Annotated in this window: 16 protein-coding genes and 1 pseudogene; 8 read left to right on the top strand and 9 right to left on the bottom strand. The window is 68.9% G+C overall.

The annotated features are described in order from the left end of the window. The first annotated feature begins 1 nt into the window (after position 1). Positions 2-1,159 (top strand): ROK family transcriptional regulator, encoded by a 1,158-nt coding sequence (locus BSB02_RS33445; RefSeq protein WP_084964989.1) that lies wholly within the window; start codon positions 2-4, stop codon positions 1,157-1,159. A gap of 603 nt (positions 1,160-1,762) precedes the next feature. Here BSB02_RS33445 and BSB02_RS33435 read toward each other — a convergent pair. Together BSB02_RS33435 and BSB02_RS41165 are read right to left on the bottom strand one after the other, a co-directional pair. Beyond that, entirely contained in the window at positions 1,763-2,614 is an 852-nt protein-coding gene (locus tag BSB02_RS33435; protein WP_084964988.1) for an RCC1 domain-containing protein, read from the bottom strand. A 74-nt stretch (positions 2,615-2,688) separates the two neighbouring features. Beyond that, a complete protein-coding gene (locus BSB02_RS41165; RefSeq protein WP_084964987.1) occupies positions 2,689-2,946 on the bottom strand; it encodes a hypothetical protein in 258 nt (85 codons plus the stop codon). Between the two features lie 508 nt (positions 2,947-3,454). On the opposite strand from BSB02_RS41165, the gene BSB02_RS33425 reads away from it, so the two are divergent. Continuing rightward, positions 3,455-4,600 carry an epoxide hydrolase family protein gene (locus BSB02_RS33425; protein WP_206185026.1) on the top strand — a complete coding sequence of 382 codons (1,146 nt, stop codon included), beginning with the start codon at positions 3,455-3,457 and terminating at the stop codon, positions 4,598-4,600. 169 nt (positions 4,601-4,769) lie between these two features. On the opposite strand, the gene BSB02_RS33420 is transcribed toward BSB02_RS33425, so the two are convergent. After that, complete coding sequence (locus tag BSB02_RS33420; RefSeq protein WP_158088805.1) at positions 4,770-5,702, bottom strand: AraC family transcriptional regulator; 933 nt, start codon at positions 5,700-5,702, stop codon at positions 4,770-4,772. 390 nt (positions 5,703-6,092) lie between these two features. On the opposite strand from BSB02_RS33420, the gene BSB02_RS33415 reads away from it, so the two are divergent. After that, positions 6,093-6,365, top strand: coding sequence for a DUF6463 family protein (locus BSB02_RS33415; protein WP_143591493.1), 273 nt, complete (start codon positions 6,093-6,095; stop codon positions 6,363-6,365). Positions 6,366-6,614: 249 nt separating this feature from the next. Here BSB02_RS33415 and BSB02_RS40140 read toward each other — a convergent pair whose 3' ends face one another. The 4 genes from BSB02_RS40140 to BSB02_RS33400 form a co-directional block, all read right to left on the bottom strand. Next, the gene (locus BSB02_RS40140; protein WP_143591492.1) at positions 6,615-7,079 is read right to left on the bottom strand and encodes a hypothetical protein; all 465 of its coding nucleotides are present in this window, start codon (positions 7,077-7,079) and stop codon (positions 6,615-6,617) included. A 50-nt stretch (positions 7,080-7,129) separates the two neighbouring features. Next, on the bottom strand, positions 7,130-7,333 hold the full coding sequence (locus BSB02_RS33410; protein ID WP_084964983.1) for a hypothetical protein: 204 nt from the start codon (positions 7,331-7,333) through the stop codon (positions 7,130-7,132). 76 nt (positions 7,334-7,409) lie between these two features. Further along, positions 7,410-7,739 (bottom strand): ArsR/SmtB family transcription factor, encoded by a 330-nt coding sequence (locus BSB02_RS33405; protein ID WP_084964982.1) that lies wholly within the window; start codon positions 7,737-7,739, stop codon positions 7,410-7,412. Further along, the gene (locus tag BSB02_RS33400; protein WP_084964981.1) at positions 7,726-8,163 is read right to left on the bottom strand and encodes an SRPBCC domain-containing protein; all 438 of its coding nucleotides are present in this window, start codon (positions 8,161-8,163) and stop codon (positions 7,726-7,728) included. Before BSB02_RS33400 ends, BSB02_RS33405 begins: the two co-directional genes overlap by 14 nt. Before the next feature lie 378 nt (positions 8,164-8,541). Here BSB02_RS33400 and BSB02_RS43735 point away from each other — a divergent pair. The 3 genes and pseudogenes from BSB02_RS43735 to BSB02_RS33385 all read left to right on the top strand — a co-directional run. Then, positions 8,542-8,970, top strand: a pseudogene (locus BSB02_RS43735) (transposase); the annotation flags it as partial. Between the two features lie 463 nt (positions 8,971-9,433). Continuing rightward, complete coding sequence (locus BSB02_RS42645; protein WP_158088804.1) at positions 9,434-9,820, top strand: transposase; 387 nt, start codon at positions 9,434-9,436, stop codon at positions 9,818-9,820. A 109-nt stretch (positions 9,821-9,929) separates the two neighbouring features. Beyond that, positions 9,930-13,394, top strand: a complete 3,465-nt coding sequence (locus BSB02_RS33385; RefSeq protein ID WP_338064368.1) for an ATP-binding protein — start codon at positions 9,930-9,932, stop codon at positions 13,392-13,394. On the opposite strand, the gene BSB02_RS33380 is transcribed toward BSB02_RS33385, so the two are convergent. Continuing rightward, the gene (locus BSB02_RS33380; RefSeq protein WP_158088802.1) at positions 13,330-13,992 is read right to left on the bottom strand and encodes a hemerythrin domain-containing protein; all 663 of its coding nucleotides are present in this window, start codon (positions 13,990-13,992) and stop codon (positions 13,330-13,332) included. The genes BSB02_RS33385 and BSB02_RS33380 overlap by 65 nt on opposite strands. A gap of 250 nt (positions 13,993-14,242) precedes the next feature. Next, positions 14,243-14,644, bottom strand: a complete 402-nt coding sequence (locus BSB02_RS33375) for a DUF6223 family protein (RefSeq protein WP_084964976.1) — start codon at positions 14,642-14,644, stop codon at positions 14,243-14,245. A 268-nt stretch (positions 14,645-14,912) separates the two neighbouring features. Here BSB02_RS33375 and BSB02_RS33370 point away from each other — a divergent pair, with 268 nt between their 5' ends. Both BSB02_RS33370 and BSB02_RS33365 read left to right on the top strand, forming a co-directional pair. Next, positions 14,913-16,166: a sensor histidine kinase gene (locus tag BSB02_RS33370; protein ID WP_084964975.1), complete on the top strand. Its 1,254-nt coding sequence runs from the start codon at positions 14,913-14,915 to the stop codon at positions 16,164-16,166. Beyond that, positions 16,163-16,861: a response regulator gene (locus tag BSB02_RS33365; protein ID WP_084964974.1), complete on the top strand. Its 699-nt coding sequence runs from the start codon at positions 16,163-16,165 to the stop codon at positions 16,859-16,861. The genes BSB02_RS33370 and BSB02_RS33365 overlap by 4 nt, the downstream gene beginning before the upstream one ends. The last annotated feature ends 457 nt before the right edge of the window (positions 16,862-17,318 follow it).

The following is a 17,318-nucleotide window of genomic DNA, read 5'->3' as shown; positions in this document are numbered from 1 at the left end:
AGTGGTGGCCGAGGCGGCCGGAGCCGATGTCAGCAAGCTCCGCGAACTCAACTCGCTCAGCATCGTCCGGGCGTTGCGGGGCCAGCCGCCCGCCACGGTCACCGAGCTCGCCGCCCGCACCGGCCTGTCCCGGCCCGGCACCGACGTCGTGATCCGCCAGCTCGTCACCGACGGGTGGGTGCAGGTCGTCGAGCCCGACGGCAGCAGCGTCGGCCGCCCCGCCCGCCGCTACCGCTTCAACGCCGGCGCCGGGCACGTGCTCGGCGTCGATGTCGGCGGCCACAAGATCCTCGTTCTGCTCGCCGACCTCGAAGGCCGGGTGCTGCACAGCCACCGCAGGCCGGTCGAGCCCGACGACGACCCGGCCACGCGCCTGGCGGCCGTCGACGCCGCCATCACCGAGTGCCTGTCGGCCGCGGGGATGCGGCCCGACCAGATCTGGGCGGTGACGGTCGGGGTCACCGGCCCGGTCGACGCCACCGGCCGCACCACGTTGTTCACCCCGCTGCCGGGCTGGGCGAGCGTCTCTCCCGCCGACCACCTCTCGGCCCGCTTCAGCTGCCCGATCCTGGTCGAGAACGACTGCAAGCTCGCCGCCGTCGCCGAACGCTGGAAGGGCGCGGCGCAGGACGCCGACGACATCGTCTACCTGCTGGCGGGCATGCGGACGGGCGCCGGCCTCATCCTCGACGGCACCCTCCGGCGCGGGTACGGCGGAGCGGCCGGGGAGATCGGCGCGCTCAAGGCGGTCCGCTGGCTGTCCGCCCCCTCCCACATCGAGAACTGCCCGGGGCTGCCCGCCGGCATCCACCCCAACGACAAGGCCGCCTGGGTCTTCGAACGCGCCCGCGAAGGCGACCGCGACGCCCGCGCCGCGCTGCGCCGCTACGTCAAGGACCTCGCCGTCGGCGCCGCCGCCCTCGTGCTGACCCTCGACCCCCAGGTCGTCGTCCTCGGCGGCGGCTACTCCCGCTCCGCCGACCTCCTCATCGATCCACTGAAGCGGGAACTGCACCGCCTCTGCCTGCGCGTCCCCGAGATCAGGGCATCCATTCTCGGCGCGGACAGCGTCGCCCTCGGCGCATTGCGTGTCGCCCTGGACCAGGTCGACGCGGAACTGTTCAGCGACGGAATGCCCGCACCTCTCACCAAGGCCTGACCGGCACTCCTCCTCATCGGCAGGACGTCGAGGAACTGGTGGAAACCCCGGAACGCACCACCAAACGTCGCGCTGTCGGTACGGCGCGCCGAAGCGGTCAAGCAGTACCTGGAAACCAAGCTGGGCACCGGCTACCAATACAGAACCGAGGGCAAGGGCGAAACTCAGCCCGTCGCCAGGAACGAGAAGCCCGACGGCTCCGACAACCCCAAGGGCCGAGCCCTCAACCGCCGCGTAGAGCTCTCCTACACCATCGAGGAACAATCCCCGGACACCACCGTCACGGAATCCACCGTGACCGACGTGCGCGGCTCGACCCTCGGCCCCCACCCCCTTCCGCTCCAGCCCCGGCGAGCCGGTAGGCGGCTTCGAGTACGGCGCCTACAAGGTGGATGTCCTCCCCGCGTACCGCGACGGCGCGTACTTGGTGGTCAGCTATCGACGTCACCGCCAACCAGGAGCGCGTGCCTCTCCCCGCCCCGCCCGGCGACAGGACGTCCTTCACCCTTGAGGTCCACGAGGGCCCCACCGTCGAGAACGTCCCGATCACCCGGTCCCACCAGGAAGACGGCAGGTCAGTTCGCGTCGGCGCGGCCCGGAGCCCTATGGAAGCCGGATTCCGGACCAAGCATCGACTTCGCACTGTCCGTCGGCATTGTTCCCTGCGGCCACGACTGTGCCGTTGGCACGCAGGCCAAGGGTGTGCGTTGAACCGGCCGCCACAGCGACGATGTCGCGCCAGTCGCCGACTTCGCACTGTCCGTAGCTGTTGTCTCCCGCTGCGCAGACCCGTCCGGACGCGGTGACCCCGACGGTGTGGTAGCTGCCCGCGCTGAGCGCCACCACCTCTTCCCACTCATCGACCTCGCACGCCCCGGTTGCCCGGTCTCCGGTCGCTACTGCCCGCCCGTCGGCTCTGAGGCCGACGGTATGGAGATACCCGGCTGAAACGGCGGCTAGGTCACGCCACCCTTCAACGGCACACTGCCCTCGTCGGTTGTTCCCTACAGCCAGCGCAGAACCGTCCGACCGGACGCCGACCGAGTGCCAGTCACCACACGAGAGGACGACCATCTCGCGCCAGGACTGCACGTCGCACTGTCCTTCCGAACTCCGGCCAACTGCCAGCACGCGGCCATTCGCGAGGAGCCCGAGCGTGCGGCGCCAGCCTGCGGCCACGGCCGTGACGCCTCGCCATCCGGCGACATCACATTGCCCATCGCCATTCCACCCCGTTGCCAGCACCGTACCGTCCGACCGGAGTCCCACCGTATGAGACCTGCCCGTGTTCGTCGCGGTATGGACGTTGCCGGCTGCCACCGCGACGACGTCTTCCCATCGCTCGACACGACATTCAGCGGCTGCGGAATTGCCCACGGCGAGAACGGTTCCATCCCGGCGCCGTCCGACCGAATGACGCCTTCCGGCCGCCAGCGCCGACGAGTTAGCGAGCATTCCGCCTCTCCTTGTGCTTGGCGCAAGTTCGCTGGGATTCCACCCTACTTTGGCATGGAATCAGAGCGGGGTCCTCAGTCGTCGTCAGCAGATGACGTGAAGGCCTGGAGGATGTCGTCACGGATCTCCCAGCGGATGCGCAGGCGGCGGAACCGGTGCAGCAGTGCGATGGCGCCTTCCTTCCACGACCCAGGGGCACGTCGTTGCGGTTGCCGCCGGTCATCGAGCCGACGACGCCCCGGGTGCCGGAAGCGCCGCTCAATCACCGGCAACAGCGGCTCGATACGCTCCCACAGCCCATCGTCGGCCTCCGACGAGTTGTGAAGCGGCACAGGCGCAGGAGGTGGGATCTCCCTCGGCACGCCATCCCAAGAGCGCACTCGGCGCTGCGCTATATGGATAGCCGACGTCGTGGAATCCTCATAGTCTCCACTCTCAAGCACAACAGGCGAACAGCCCGAAAGCTCCCGGCCTCCAAAGACTCAGCCGCTGTCTGCTTCGGGTCGTCAGGCGTCGCCGGCACGGAAGGGGTCCGCGATGAGACCAATCGTGGAAGTGCGTGCAGCAGGAAGGCATACGTTGTAGTCTCACCGATCTTATCGCCAGGCCGGCGAATGAAGATTTCTGACCACTTGAACTGCGCGATCCTTTTGCTCTCCGGCCTATGCGGCCTGTGTCAAAAGGCTCGCCGTACCGGTGTGGCCGCATTCGACGTCATCATGGGCGCTCCGAGCCTGCCGGTCATGCTTGAGCGTGGAAGCCGCACATCGCAACGGCTCGCGCCGCAATAAATGGACCGCCATCTTCATGCGATGTTCCGTATCCGGAAGGAATAGCTCGATGATCAATCCGTTCCGCATAGACATCCCGCAGGACGAGCTGGATGACCTACGAGACCGGCTCGGCCGTACCCGCTGGAGCGGCGAGATCGGGGGCCAGGGATGGAGTCGCGGCGTCCCGACCGGCTACCTGCGGCAGCTCGCCGCCTACTGGGCCGACGGCTACGACTGGCGCAAGCACGAGGCCAGGCTGAACGAGCTGCCCCAGTTCACCACCGACATCGACGGGCAGACCATCCACTTCGCGCACATTCTCTCTCCCGAGGCTGAGGCGACCCCGCTGATGCTCATCCACGGCTGGCCCGGCTCGATCGCCGAGTTCCTGGACGTCATCGGCCCCCTGACCGACCCACGCTCCTCCGGCGGCGACCCCGCCGACGCCTTCCACCTGGTGATCCCCTCCCTGCCCGGATTCGGCTTCTCCGCTCCGCTGCGCGATGCGGGCTGGACGCACGGTCGCATCGCCGGCGCTTTCGCCGAGCTGATGCGCCGGCTGGGCTACTCCCGCTACGGCGTGCAGGGCGGCGACGTCGGCGCCTTCGTCGCCCCGGCCATGGGTCGCCAGGATTCCGAGCATGTGCTCGGCGTGCACGTCAACGCCCTGGTCACCTTCCCGATCGGGGCCGACGGTGAGATGGACGGCCTGACCGTGTCCGAACAGGAGCGGCTGGCGCGCCTGGAGCACTGGCAGCAGGAACAGAGCGGCTACGACAAGATCCAAGGCACCCGCCCCCAGACCCTGGGACACGCCCTGAACGACTCCCCGGCCGGCCAGCTCGCCTGGATCGTCGAGAAGTTCAAGGAATGGACCGACAGCGCCGCCGACCTGCCCGAAGACGCCGTCGACCGCGACGCCATCCTCACCGATGTCAGCATCTACTGGTTCACGCAGACCGGCGCCTCCTCAGCCCACCACTATTACGAGGCCCACCACGACCCATCGGCCTGGGCGCCACGCGAACCCGGGACCGTGCCGACCGGCGTAGCAGTCTCCCTCACCCAGGACGTCGCCATCCGTCGCTTCGCCGAACGCGATCACAACATCGTGCACTGGACCGAATTCCAGCGCGGTGGACACTTCCTGGCCCTGGAACAGCCCGGCCCGTTCGTCGCCGACGTGCGCGAGTTCTTCCGCTCACTGCGCTGACCATCCGCACCGCCGTCACACACCGAGCGCGAGGCTCCGGCTCCGGAGGTGCGGGTGTCGGTCCGCCGATTCAGGCCGTCGATCTGGTTCAGCTGCATCCGGCCGGTTCAGGGCTTCAACCAGACGGGCGTACGCCGACTACCCGGCCTTCGGGGTGAAGCTCGGTTCACTACCGTCCTCGCAGTGTGACGGAGGGGGCGTGACCGTAGGTCTGGCGGTAGAAGGCGGCGAACCGGCTCAGATGCATGAAACCCCAGCGGAGCGCCACCTCTGTAACAGTTGTCCGGCCGCCTGTCGCTGCGATGTGGAGAAGATCGGCGTGAGCCCGGGCCAGCCGTACCTTGCGCAGATAGGCCATGGGCGTCGTCTGCAGGTGTTCGCGGAAGCCCGATTGAAGGGTACGGACGCTCACCCTGGCCGCGGCGGCGATGTCTCCCAGGGTGATCGGTTCGGCGGCGTGTTCTTCGCAGAAGCGGCGCGCGCGTCGAATTGCCGCGGAGGTCAGCGGGGCACCGGGCTCACCAAGGGCGGCAGAGTAGGTATGGGGCTGTGAGCCGAGCAGAGTGTGCAGCAAAAACTGCTCGAAATGATGTTCGGCCAGAGACGAGGCCGCGAAGGGGAATGTTTTGCCTGCAGCAGCCGGGAGAAGCAGTGCGGTGAGTACCCGGGCCAGGGGGCTCTCATCGATGACTCGCGGATCGAAGTACATATCCCTTTTCGGGGTGTCGCCGAGCTGATCCTCAAGGACGCGGTCGACGAGCACCGCAGGAATCTGGATGATCATGATATCGTGATCGACGCTCCAGTTCATGTCGATGCGCTGCCGAGGGCCGATGATGGTAAGCGGTGCGGCGACATCATGGCCTCCGACCGTTAGTCGTCCACCACCGGTCAACGGCACGTGAATGTTGTAGAAGTCGGGCAGCTCGGGTATTTCGACACGGATTTCCGCCCCGTATGCCAGCGTGTGCAAGACGATGTTCCCGCGGTGCAGAAGCCTGTACCGGCCACCGTTTGGATGGGTGTTGATGACCTTGAGGCCGTGTGGCGAGAAGTTCCGCGATACCTGCGCTCGCATTTCCTCTACGCCGCCTTTGAACATCGAGGCCTGCGCGGATGGACTCGGAGGGTTTCCCGAGCTCTGCAATCTCCATTCATTCATGGCCTGGATCCTCCTCCCGTAGGCTGGACCTGGCCAACCCGGTGTGCGGGCTTCTGCTGAGCCGGGGAACCCTCGGACGCCACCGATGATCATCTCGCGCACGAGGGTCCTGCCATGGACATTACGACGTTCGTCGTGACGGTGTTCTGCCTCATCGACGACAGGCTCGCCGATCAACGCCTGCGCAGCCGCGGCCCCGCCCCATCTTGGCCGACAGCGAAGTGTTAACGAGCTTGAAGGCGTGATGTCGTCAGGGTGAGCCCGGTTGCTGCGAGGAAGCCCTCGATGAGGCCACTGCGGTAGTGGATCTTGCGGAGCCCGTGGCGCGGCGTGGTCGACACGAGTGCCGCCGACTACTTCGCACGCGAATCCAGCGTCTGGTTCATGGTCTCCGGTGTCGTCCTGCTGGCTCTGGGCACGCTCGCCCGGCACATCATTCGCACGACCGGTCGGCTGCCCGCGCAGGTCGGCTGGTATCTGGTGGCCATCGGCTTCGCGCTGTGCCTCATCTATTTCCCGTCACCGGCGGCTGGCCGGTTCTCGCGATCGGGTTGCTCGGCCTCGTGGCCGCGCGCCGTACCGGCTGACCGGCAGGGCGGCTGAAGGACTGATGATGACGACAAGTCGTCTGGTCAACGGCATCGTCGTGCTGGCCGCGACGTTGTGACGGTGGTGCTGGCGGGCTTCCTGTCCACCAGCACCTTCCACGCCTACACCTACGCTGTCGACCTCGATCTCGGTGGCAAGGCTTCTGAATCGAAGACGCCGCCTCGGCCACGGTGGCGGCCCTGGAACGCGGCACGCCAGGCCGTCCATACAACACCGCCGGCGACCACCCGGCCGCTTCGACACCTACGTCAAGGCGCTGGCGGCGGCGGCCGGTGGCCCCGTCCCGCTGAAGATCCCGGCTGACTCCTGCGTGCCACGCCGTACATGTTCGCGCTCATGGTGGGGACCCGCATGCGGCTCAGCACCGAACGGGCGAAACGCGAGCTGGGCTGGACACCTCGCTACCCGTCCTACCGCGAAGGGCTCGCCGACCTCTGAGCCGTTCCTACGGCAGGCGGCGAAGACCAGGCGCAGCTCGTGGGCGAGCCTCGCCGCCTGGGTACGGCCGCGGGCGGCGAGCTTATCGAGCGCGTTGCCATGCCGCTTGAGCTGGGTGGATGGCCGGAAGCCGCGCCAGACCACCTGCGCCGGGTCGGCGCCCGGCTTCGTCGCATCGCCGGCGCCCCGCACGATGTCGCTGTAGTGCAGGTTCTCGTCGGCTCGATGCCTGACGCTCACATGGCCGGTCTCATCGCCCCGGGCGTCCAAGCGATCTCCTCAGCGACTGCCGAACGCGATCTCGCTGAGGTCGCGAGCGGTTACGACGCTGGTGCGGAGGTGTTGACGCGGCACGGCTCGATCCGGTCGGCGAGACGGCGCAGGGCCGCCACGGTCAACCGGCGTATGGCGTAGCCCCGCTGCCGTGGCGGGCGCTCGGGGATCGTGGGTGCCTTCGGCTGGGCGGACAGCACGTGGTGCCTGGTCGCCTTGTCGGCCATGATCATCGCGGTCGGGTCGAACATCGGATGCTCCCTGCGGGCGGGGTCGCTTAAACCCGGATGACGAGTTCGTCCGGCAGGATCGTGCGGGAGCCGGCCCTCACGTCAACCGGTCTTGCAGGGCGGCCAGCGGACCGTCCCAGTCGCGGGCGAGCGCGGCGAGGAACTGCTGTGCCACTTTCATGGGCGCGGAGTCCACCCGGTAGCGGACCCGGCGCCGTTCTCCCGGCTCGGCCACCACCAGCCCCGCCTCGGCCAGCAGGGCGAGGTGCTTGGCGATGGCCTGCCGCGTGATCGGCAGCTGGGTGGCTAGATCGGTCGCGGTGGCCGGCCCCCGGGCCGCGAGCGCGGCGAGAATCGCTCGCCGGCTCGGATCGGCCAAGGCGGCGAAGACCTCCTGCGCCACCGCCTCCAGGTCAGGCTTGTCCATCAAGGTATGCGACCAGCTCGCCCAGCTCGTTCGTCCAGCCCTTGGTGTTGCCAGAGTAGGCCACCTTGTGGGCTTCGGCATCCTGCAGCTGCGCGAAGCCGCTTTCGACCACGGTCAGCGCGGTGCCGGCGCCGGCGGGCTCCAGCGTGAACTCCACGTAGGTGCGGCGCGGGTCGCCTTCGGGCAGGCCGTAGATGGGCCAGGTGAAGCCGAAGACGCGCGGCGGTTCCAGGCGCTCGATGGTGAGGGTGGCGGTATCGCCGCTGTCCCAGGTGAGCTTGGCCTGGCCGCCGACGCGCAGGTCGATCTCGGCGCGCTGCCCGAACCAGGTGCCCAGGCCCTCGGCGGTGGTCAGCGCCGCCCAGACCCGCTCGGGCGGGTGGGCCAGCTGGATGGTGCGCTCGATCCGGTCGGGGAATGTCATGTCGTCTCCTTGTAGCAACTGACTGGTTGCTACTCAACTTATAGCAACCAGCTGGTTGCGTCAACCCCATGTGTCCATCGAGGTCCCACCGCCTCGCCGCGCGGGCTGGGTGAATGGGCTTTCGGCAGGCATAGACTCGCTGCCCGGACGTGACAAGGTCGAGGACACGGCGACGGAACTCGGGCGGATAGGTGCGGGGCATGGCGGCCTCTGGGCACTGCTGGACGGTCTGTTCTCCAGCAGTCCGATTGTCAATGGTCAGGTGCGTGGGTTCTGATCCACTTCTTGTGAACTGATCACGGGCTGTGGCCCGCTTTAGCAAGATCGACATCGTGTGATAGGGAGCTGCTGACGCTCGTTTCGGGTCATCTGAGGTCCGTGACCGTGGATCAGGTCGTCGCCGACGGCGATGCTGTGGTGATCTCCGCGCGGACCACGACGACCGCTGCGGCCTGCCCGTCCTGTGGGACGTCCTCGCCGCGACGGCATGGCCGGTACCGGCGGCGGCTGGCCGATCTGGCATGGGCAGGCTGCCGGACGGTCATCGACTTACTGGTGAGCCGGTTCGCCTGCCCGGTGCGGGAGTGCTCGCGCAAGGCCTTTGTCGAGCAGGTGGACGCGCTGCCGGACCGGACCTCGGGAACCTTCGCCGCCTGGCTCTTGGCGCATCCCGGCGTGGAGATCGTGTGCCGAGACCGCAGCGGTGCCTACGCAGACGCCATACGCACCGCCGCGCCTGACGCCACCCAGGTCGCCGACCGATTCCATATCTGGACGAACGTGTGCGAAGCCGTCAAGAAGTGCGTGCTGGAGCATCGGGATTGCCTAGCGGAGCCCACGCCGGAGCAGGAACACCACGAGCAGCCCGTGAGCCGGCCTCCGCCGCCCGCGCCGGCCCCAAGCTCGCCCACGGGAGTGCGAGCGGCGCAACGCCACCAGCGGCATGCCGCCGTCCACGCCCTGTTCAACAAGGAGATGGGGATCTCGGCCATCGCCGAAGCCCTCAGCCTGGATCGCAAGACCGTCCGCCGCTACGCGCACGCCGCCTCGCCCGAGGACCTGGCTCCCCAGCCCAGTCGCCGGCGGACCCGAGCCGATCACTTCCTGAGCTACCTGCACCAGCTCTGGAATGAAGGATGCACCGACGCCGCGCGGTTGTGCGCGGAGATCCGCGAGCAGGGCTACCGGGGCAGCGCGTACTGTCCGCCGCGTCCTGTAGGGCCTGCGCGCCAGCGGCCGACCGGCACCGCAGGTCACCGACGACCTCACCGTGCGGCAGGCCGCCCAGCTGCTCACCAGCCACCCCGACCATCTGGACGAGGCCTCCACCCTGCGGTTGAAGACGCTGGTGGCGCGCTGTCGCGAGTCGCACGGGGTCGCCGAGGTCGTGCGCTCATTCGCCGAGATGATGGCCAGGCGTGAAGGACACCGGCTCGGTGCCTGGCTGAAGCAGGCGGAAGAGACCGAGTTCAAAGCGTTCATGAGCCTGGCCCGGGGTATACGTCAGGACTTCGATGCCGTCACCGCCGGCCTCACCCTGGAGTGGAACTCCGGCCGCGTGGAAGGCAATGCGAACAGGATTAAGCGGATCAAAAGGGACGGTGATGGGCGTGCCGGATTCGACCTCCTCCGCCTCCTGATCCTGTACGCAGCGTGACACCATCACAAGAAGTGGATCAGGACCCACGCACTTGGCCGTTGACAACAGCCTGACCGGCAGGCCCACTTCAGCAGAGCCGCACCCAAACGGCATCGGCATTGGGGTTGTGGAGAGCCCGGCTCCCTCCGATCGTCGCCAAGGCACCCGTGGAGCGTCGCGATGCCCAGGTGACGCCCAGGTGACGTCGCGACCGGGAAACTCCGCGCTCGTTGCAACGCCGATCGGCATATCACGCCGAGGACGAGAGGGCAGCCGGGAAAATAGACTCCTTGCAACGCAGCCCGTGCTGAGCTGGCGTAGCGCACGAGCTCGGCAAGAGAAAGGTCTGTTGTGGATCAGGCCCGGCGGGCTCCGACGGGAAGGAGGTGGCATCGTCCTCACCTTTCAGGTGCTCGGGCCGCTTGCCGCCCATCTCGATGGCAAGCCGGTACCGCTTGGCCGGCCGCGGCAACGATCAGTGATCGCCCGGTTGCTCGCGGCCGGAGGTCAAGTGGTCTCCGTCGACCGGCTGATCGAGGATCTGTACTCCGGCGAGGTGCCTCCCAGGGCACTGGGCGCGGTGCAGGCATACATCTCCAACCTGCGCCGGGCGCTGGAGCCGGACCGGCCGCCGCGCACCCCCGCGAACGTCCTGGTCACCGTCCCGCCCGGGTATGCGATCAGAGTGGACCCCAGTGCGGTCGACGCCTGGCGCTTCGAGCGTACGGCCCGCGACCCGGCGGCCACCCCTGAGCAGCTGGCCGAGGCATTGGCGTCGTGGCGAGGACCCGCGTACGCGGAGTTCGCCGGTGCGCGCTGGGCCGACGCCGAGATCTCCCGGCTGGAAGAGTTGCGGCTGTCCACCCTTGAACGCTACGCGGACGCGATGATCAGGCTGGGCGGGGCGGCGTCGACCGTATCGGATCTGGAGCGCCTGGTCGACGAGCACCCGCTCCGCGAGAAGGCGTGGGCCCTGCTGGCCAGGGCCCTGTATCGGTGCGGCAGGCAGGGGGAGGCGCTCGGTGCCTTGCGCAGGGCCCGCGCCCGCCTGGTCGAGGAACTGGGGGTGGACCCGGGGCCGGAGCTGCGACAGCTGGAGGCGGACATCCTGGCGCAGGCGTCGCACCTTGCCGAGAGCGCACCCTCGGCGATCATGCCTGAGCGGTCCGTTGTCTCCTCCCGCTCCTATGTCGGGCGGCAAGCCGAACTGGCCTCGGTCGCGGCGATGGAGGGCGGGGTCGTGCTGGTCAGCGGTGAGCCTGGTACGGGTAAGACCGCCTTCCTGGAGCAAGTGCGTGCCGCCAAGGGCTGGACGACCGGCTGGGGACGCTGCCCGGAACACGAGGGAGCTCCCCCAGGCTGGGCGTGGGCCGAGCTGTTGCGGCCCTTGGCGGCCCGTACCCCGCCCGAAGACCCGCAGGCCCTCGCGCCGCTGCTGGTGGACGTGCCCACGGTGGGCGATGTAGCCGCGGCGAGGTTCCGCCTGCACCGGGCCGTCGGCGCCTTCCTGGCCGCCTGCGCCCCTGTCTTGATCGTTCTGGATGACCTGCACCGTGCGGACGCGGAGACGCTGGCGCTGCTGACGCACGTGGTGTCGGCTGCCAAGGGATTCCCGATGCTTGTCATCGGTTCCTACCGGCATACCGAGGTCACCGAAGAACTGGCCGACACGCTGGCCGCGCTCGCCGCGCACGAGCCGACGCGCATCCAGCTGACCGGCCTGGCTCCGGCCGAGGTGGGCGAGTTGGTACGGCTGATCTGCCCGGCCGACGACGCGACCGTCGCCGAGGTCGCCGAGCGCACGGGCGGCAATCCGTTCTTCGTCAGGGAGATGGCCAGGCTGCTGGACGCCGAGGGCACGCTCGGCGTCCCGGCCGGTGTCCGTGACGTGCTGCGCCGCCGGGTCGCACGGCTCCCCGCGACTGCCCAGACCATGCTCCGCATGGGCGCGGTCATCGGACGTGAATGCGACCTGGACACGCTCATGGCCGTCAGCGGGAGCGACGAGGACGGCGTGCTGGAGGCGGTGGAGGCCGGTCTGGTGACCGGGCTGCTGACCGAGCGGGACGACGCCCGCCTCGCCTTCTCGCACATGCTGGTCCGCGACACCTTGTACGAGGACATCTCCCGAAACCGCCGACTGCGCCTGCATGAGCGCGCGGCCCGCGCCATCGAGCGGCACCACCCCGACGACGTCGCGGCGCTCGCCTACCACTTCACCGCGGCCGGACGTGCCCCGGAGGCCGCACACTACTCCAAGCTCGCCGCACAGCAGGCCGAGCGGCGCTTCGCCCACCACGAGGCCGCGACACTGTGGCAGCAGGCGATCGACCATTTCCAGGGCGATCCCCGTGAGCGCATCGAGCTGACACTTTCCATGGTGTCCGCGCTGGCCAACACCGGCCGTCTGGTTCAGGCCCGCACTCACCGGGAGCAAGCCGTACGGGCCGCCCTGCCGTACGGCGATCCTGAGCTGCTGGCACGGGTGATCGCCTCGTTCGAGGTGCCTACCTTCTGGAGCAGCAGAGAGTACGGCGGGCTGGACGTTGAGCTCATCGAGGCTGTCGAGCACGCGCTGAACGATCTGCCTCCCGGAGACGGTGTGCCCCGCTGCCGCCTGCTCACAGCCCTCGCCTTCGAGCTGGAGGGCGAGCCGACCGAGCGCGGATACGAAGCCTCGCGAGAGGCGGTCGCCATGGCCAGACGCCTGGGCGACCCCGACCTGCTCATCCTGGCGCTCAACGGGTGGTTCCACCAGACGTTCCGGTACGGCGAGCTGGCCGAGCGCGAGCAGACCGGGCGGGAGCTCCTCGAACTGTCCGGCTCCCGGGTCACGGTGAAGGCGCTGGGCCACTTGATTCTCATGCTGTCAGCCACCGGCCGCGCGGATTTCGCCCAGGCGGACGCGCACGCCGCAGCGGCTCTCCAGCTGGCGGAGAGCTATGACCTGCCGATCGCCAGAGCGGCGGTGAGCTTCTACCGCGGGCTGCGCGCCGGACTGGCCGGGGACGACAGCGACGCCGACTCCCACCTGCGGGCGGGAGCCGAGCTGGCCGGGCGGCTGGGCATGTGGCAGCACGAGGTCGGCCTGCTCGCCCTCGCCAGGTACGGCCTGCGTCTGATGCGCGGGAATCTCGTGCCGCTGCTGCCCGAGCTGGAAACACTGTCCGTCCATGAGCCTTGGCGGGATCAAACGGCCGAGCTGTACGCTCTGGCGCTGTGTCACGCCGGGCGGACGGCCGAGGCCCGTGAATGGGCGGGCCCGCACCCGCCTCCCATCAGGCCCGACTACTTCTGGCACCTTCTGACCGCCGTCCGGGGCCTGCTCGGGGTCGCTCTCGGCGACACCGCACGCGTGGAGTGGGCCTATCGGGCGCTTGTGCCGTACGCCGGGGTCCCCGTGGGAGGCACCGGGTACCTGGCCGTCTGGCCGACGGCTCAGGTCCTCGGTGATCTGGCCGCGTACCTCGGCCGGCCGGCCGAGGCGCACTACCGTCAGGCCCTCGAGATCGCTGAGCGGGCCGGCATCACGGCATGGGCCGAGGCAGCGCGATCGAGGCTCGCTCCAGCCTCTGGTAGCGGCCGCGGGTGAGAGCCAGCATGAGCCGGAAGCGCGAGCCGGCCCGGTCGAGCATGCCGTCGAGTTCCTCCGGGGTCGCCCAACTGGACAGCCAGGGCACGGTGAACAGCAGCTGCCGCAGCCCCGCCCGCTTGGCGATCTGGTCTTCACACCATTGATAGGTGCCTGCCGGAACGAACTGCCTGATGATCGGGAAGACGTCGGACTCCTCGTCGGCGATATGCTCGGCCAGCATCTCGTGCAACTCGCCAAGTGCTTTGCGCAGCTGCGCCAGGTCCCCGGCGAGCGCGGCCGTGCAGCGCGTGAGGATCGTCTGCAGCGCGAGGTGATCGTCGGTGAAGAGCGCCAGATCGACGGCCTGGCCGGCGGTGCGTTCGATGACAGGCCAGAGCAGGTCGTCCTCGTTGGTGTGGTGATGGTGGATCTCGGACAGCAGCAGGGTCGTGTAGCGGCGGATCGCCGCGTCTTGGCCGCCGCGGTCCTCGGCCAGGCGCCGTAGATCGCCCAGCATGGCTCGGTGGATGACGCGCATTGCGGTGAGATCGGGTTCGGGGTCTTGAGGGCGTCGCGCGGCAACGGCCGGAATCTGGATGGTTCGGGTCATCTCCATGGCCTCAGACTGCGCCCGACCACTTGTCATCCATCAGTCGCCGACTTGTCTTCGGCAGGCGTCTCATCTACTACCGCCGACTCTCCAAATGAGACGTCGTCTAAGGGTCGGACTATAGGGCAGCCGCACTTGTTGATGTGGAGCTGTCTGCCTGTACGTGCATACGAGCAAGATCACGAGAAGCGGCGCCCTGCGATGATCGAGGTGTGTACGGTCATTGGGCTTCGATCGCGCACTGTCTTCGTCGCGGTCAGCCGCTCAGCTCGGTACGGCGGGAGTGAGCCAGAGCCAGCCCGCCGAGGACCGCACCGACCAGCCCAAGCACCACGGCCAAGGCACCTCCGAATACTCCGTTGCCGGTACCGAGACCACCGTCGGCGACGGCCAGTTTCACCGCGCCGTTGAGCCCGCCGGTCAGCCCCGCCGCCAGGGCCACGATGGCTCCCCTCCTCCCGCCGTTGCCGATACGACGGACGGAGCGCAGCGCCAGCCAGCCGATGACCGCGCCGCCCAGCGCCACCAGTGCGGCCACGCTGGCCCAGATTCGCTCAGGGGTCCCGAGGAAAGTATCGACACCCTGGCCCGCGCATTCCGCCGGCGTCGTACAGACTGGCGAGGCCGCCTGTGCGGCAAGCACCAACAGGACGGACATTGAGGATCCTTTCTGTCGAATGACGGGCGCCGGCAGCGTGTGCGGCGCGGTGGCTCGGTCTATGCCGGCCGAGGTGCCGGTGACGAGCTCCCAGGAGGGTTCGCCGAATCGATCCTCGCCTCGTCGAGGCACCCGCGGCCTCCGACAGCGGATGGCAGTGTCTACGCAGTTCTGCGTAGACCCCTCGTGCCTCGATACGCCCGTCGTCGTAGGCGGTCGCGCGTCTGGGCGGAGTGTTCTCGCGCGCGGGGCCTCGTAGGATCGCGGCATGGAACACCGCGCTGCGTCGTTGCGCCTGCCGGCGCCGGCGCAGGACGTGTTGCTCGCGCTCTTCATCACCGTGATGCAGGTTCAGGGCACCATGGCCCGGATTGCCGCCGAGGGGGCGTCGCGACCCCTCGACGACCTCGGATATCTGGGATACGTCCTGCTGATCGTGAGTGGCGTGGTCGTCGCCGTCCGCCGACGGTGGCCGGTGCCGGTGTTCCTCACCGCCGCGCTCGCCAGCTTGGTGTACTACGGCCTCGGCTTCCCGGACGGGCCCGGCTGGCTCGGGCTCTTCGTCGCCCTGTACACCCTCGCCGCCTACGGTGATGGGCGCCGGTCGCTGGTGGTCGCCGGCATGGGGATCACGGTGCTCGCCATCGTCTGGCTGGTCGCCGCGGCCGACATCGAGCCACGCGCCGCCATCGGCTGGGTGTTCTTCCGGATCGGCGCGTCGGTCATGAGCGCGGCCCTTGGCGAGTCCGTCCGGTCCCGACGGGTCATCGCGGCCGAAGCTCAGGAGCGCGCCGAGTTGGCTGAACGGACTCGCGAGGAGGAAGCGCGGGCGCGGGTGGACGCCGAGCGGCTCCGGATCGCGCGCGAGGTCCACGACACCGTCGCCCACGCCATAGCCATCATCAACGTCCAGTCCGGTGTCACCGCGCACGTCCTCGACAAGCGGCCGGACGTGGCGCGCGAGGCGCTGCGCGCCATCGAGCAGATCAGCTCTCGGGCGCTGCGGGAGATGCGGGCCATCCTCGGGGTACTGCGCGACGACGGTGACGGCGACGACGGGCGCGTGCCGTACCCCGACCTGGGGCAGATCGGCGAGCTGGCCGCCAAGGCACGCGAGGCCGGACTCGACATCAAGCTCGAGGAGACCTCGCCCGCGGCGCCGGTGCCGAGCGCGGTGGGCAGTGCCGCCTACCGAATCGTTCAGGAATCGATCACCAACGTGATCCGCCACGTCGGCCCGACCCGGGTGACTGTAGCGCTCAATCCCGGGATCGAGGCCTTGGAGATCCGCGTGACCGATGAGGGCCGCCGTGCCGCCCCGGGTCATGAGCCCGTGGATCCTCGCCTACCGGCCCGGCATCCGACCGGCAGTGGCAGCTCGGCCAGGCCCGGCCGCGGGATCGTCGGCATGCGCGAGCGCTGCGAACTGCTGGGCGGAGAACTCGACGCCGGGCCGCTTCCGGGCGGCGGGTTCGAAGTCAGGGCACGGCTGCCCCTCGCGCCGACCGGGTCGCGCCTATGAACGCGGCGGCCGCCTCACCGTTGAGCAACGCCCCGATCAAGGTGCTGCTCGCCGACGACGAGGGTCTCGTGCGTTCCGGGTTCAAGGTCCTGCTCGACCTCGAGGAGGACATCACCGTGGTGGGGGAGGCCACCAACGGCGCCGAAGCCGTCGAGCGGGCCCGCGCCACCCGTCCCGACGTCGTCCTCATGGACATCCGCATGCCGAAGCTGGACGGGATCCAAGCCACCGCCCAGATCGCCGGGACGCGCGGATTGGAGCAGGTCCGAGTCCTCATCCTCACCACCTACGACACCGACGAGTACGTCTTCGACGCGTTGCAGGCCGGCGCCAGCGGCTTCCTGCTCAAAGACGCCGGACCGGCCGAACTCCTGCAGGCCATCCGGGTGGTCGCCGCCGGAGAGGCGCTGCTCGCGCCGCGGATCACCCGGCGCCTCATCGGCCAGTTCACCGCGCACCGTAAAGCCGCCCAGGCCGCGGAGGACCGGCTCGCGGTGCTGACCGAGCGCGAGCGCGAAGTGCTGGCCCTGGTGGGACAGGGCCTGAGCAACCACGAGATCGGTGCCGAGTTGTTTCTCAGTCCGGCCACCGTACGCACCCATGTCAGCCACGCGATGGCCAAACTGGCTGCGCGCGACCGTGCGCAACTCGTCGTCATCGCGTACCAGACAGGACTGGTCAGCCCTGCGACGTAAGGCACGGCCACGCCACGTTCGGCAGCGACTGTGTCCCGCCGATAACGTCGTCCGCGCTGGTCATCCGGCTTGCTGACCGATCCCATCGTGCGCCGGCTCCGGATCTCGCAAGGGGCGGAGTCGCGACGAGATGATCAGATGATCACTTGTGCTTCTTCGCCTGGCTTACCTGGCCGTGCTCCTGTCATCGTTACCTCGCGAGGTCTTGAGCCGGCCGCGGCTCCTCAGGCGTCGGATACCGTCCTGCGCTGGCACCGCGGTCTGCTCAAGCAGTGTCACGCTCGCACCTGTCGGCCGAGGCGACCTGGGCGTCCGCCCACCTTGCGGTCCATACGCTTCACCACCGCCGGGCAGGCCCGCCACGCGCGCCATGAAGTGATCGCCGCCGACCGGGTCAGTGGGTCGGGCGCGGGCTACACGGTGGCGCGGTGGCTGTGCTGCTGGCTGGAGACGCGGC

The organism is Thermoactinospora rubra (assembly GCF_002093975.1).
GTDB lineage: Bacteria > Actinomycetota > Actinomycetes > Streptosporangiales > Streptosporangiaceae > Nonomuraea > Nonomuraea rubra_A.
The sequence above is the reverse complement of the archived record's forward strand: the minus strand, read 5'-3'. Positions and strand labels throughout refer to the sequence as shown.